The sequence below is a fragment of the Candidatus Phyllobacterium onerii genome, assembly GCF_028331445.1.
Classification (GTDB): domain Bacteria; phylum Pseudomonadota; class Alphaproteobacteria; order Rhizobiales; family Rhizobiaceae; genus Phyllobacterium; species Phyllobacterium onerii.
The window spans coordinates 1-1,124 of sequence record NZ_JAQMHX010000040.1; the positions used below are offsets into that span (position 1 = coordinate 1).

Consider the following 1,124-nt stretch of genomic DNA (forward strand, 5'->3'; position numbering starts at 1 on the left):
GGGGGTCACGAGAATGCGTTCAAGATTTGATTTTGCCAACCCTGCGAGCAACGTGGCTCGCCATAGGCCGTTCAAGGGTCGCAATGCCGACGTTTCCGGCGTTCTGGAAGGCGCTAGCTTGATAAAGACGCTGCATCTGCCCTGGCTTCCTCTCTATCTCCTCGCAGTCTGTGCCTATCTGCCAGTTCTTGGCCGACAGGTGCTAATTGCTGCGTTGGTCATGGCGGTCATGACGATTGCTACGGAAGTATTGACGAGGCGCCTCGCTACTAGGGCGTCCAAGAAGTGCCGGGGCGTTAAACGACAGGCGACCCCAACATATTGGATTTGAACTGGCAAGCGCGGTCCACCCGTGGCCGCTCCGCCTGAAGCCTCAACAAGAAACGGTAAGAAAAAATGCGCTCGAAAAACCCATTGACTGGCACCAAGCGGAAAAATGCCGAGAAGCTGACGCAAGGCTTTCGCGGGATATTCGTATTTCTCTTCACCACCTCCGGCGTCATCAACATTCTCGCACTGACCGGCTCCTTCTACATGCTGCAGATTTACGATCGCGCCCTGACCAGCGGCAGTGTTCCGACGCTCCTCGCCTTGTCGGCCCTGGCCATTGGTCTCTATTTGTTCCAGGGTATGTTCGATATCATCCGCTCGCAGGTGCTGGTACGTATTGGCGCGCGTCTCGACAGCAGGATCGCTCCGATGGCGCATCAGGTGGCAATCGACATGCCACGCTTTGGTTTTTCAACGGCCGAGGCGCTGGAGCGTGGCCGTGATGTCGATACGGTACGCGGCTTCCTGGGCAGCCAGGGTCCAGTCGCGCTGTTTGACCTGCCATGGATGCCGCTCTATCTCATCTTCGTCTATATGCTTCATCCTTACCTCGGCGCCCTCACCTTTGCCGGCGCTTTCATCCTGTCGATGCTGACAATTGCTACCGAGCTGATGACCCGCCGCCTGGCAAGCGCAACCCATCAGGCCGCCATTGCTCGCAACGGGATCGCCGATTCAAACGCCCGCAATGCCGATATTCTGAAGGCGATGGGTTTTGCCGGAAGAGCGGTCGATCGCTTCAATCAAGCCAATCAGGATCACCTCGAACTTCAAACACGCACAAACGACATCAG

The 1,124-nt window shown here is 56.9% G+C and carries 1 protein-coding gene and 1 pseudogene; both read left to right on the forward strand.

Going from position 1 to position 1,124, the window contains the following annotated elements:
• A pseudogene (locus tag PHA01_RS29085) lies at positions 1-331 on the forward strand (hypothetical protein); the annotation flags it as partial.
• A 65-nt stretch (positions 332-396) separates the two neighbouring features.
• Positions 397-1,124 (forward strand): ABC transporter transmembrane domain-containing protein (locus PHA01_RS29090; protein WP_271899719.1); only part of this gene is annotated, 728 nt, incomplete at its 3' end.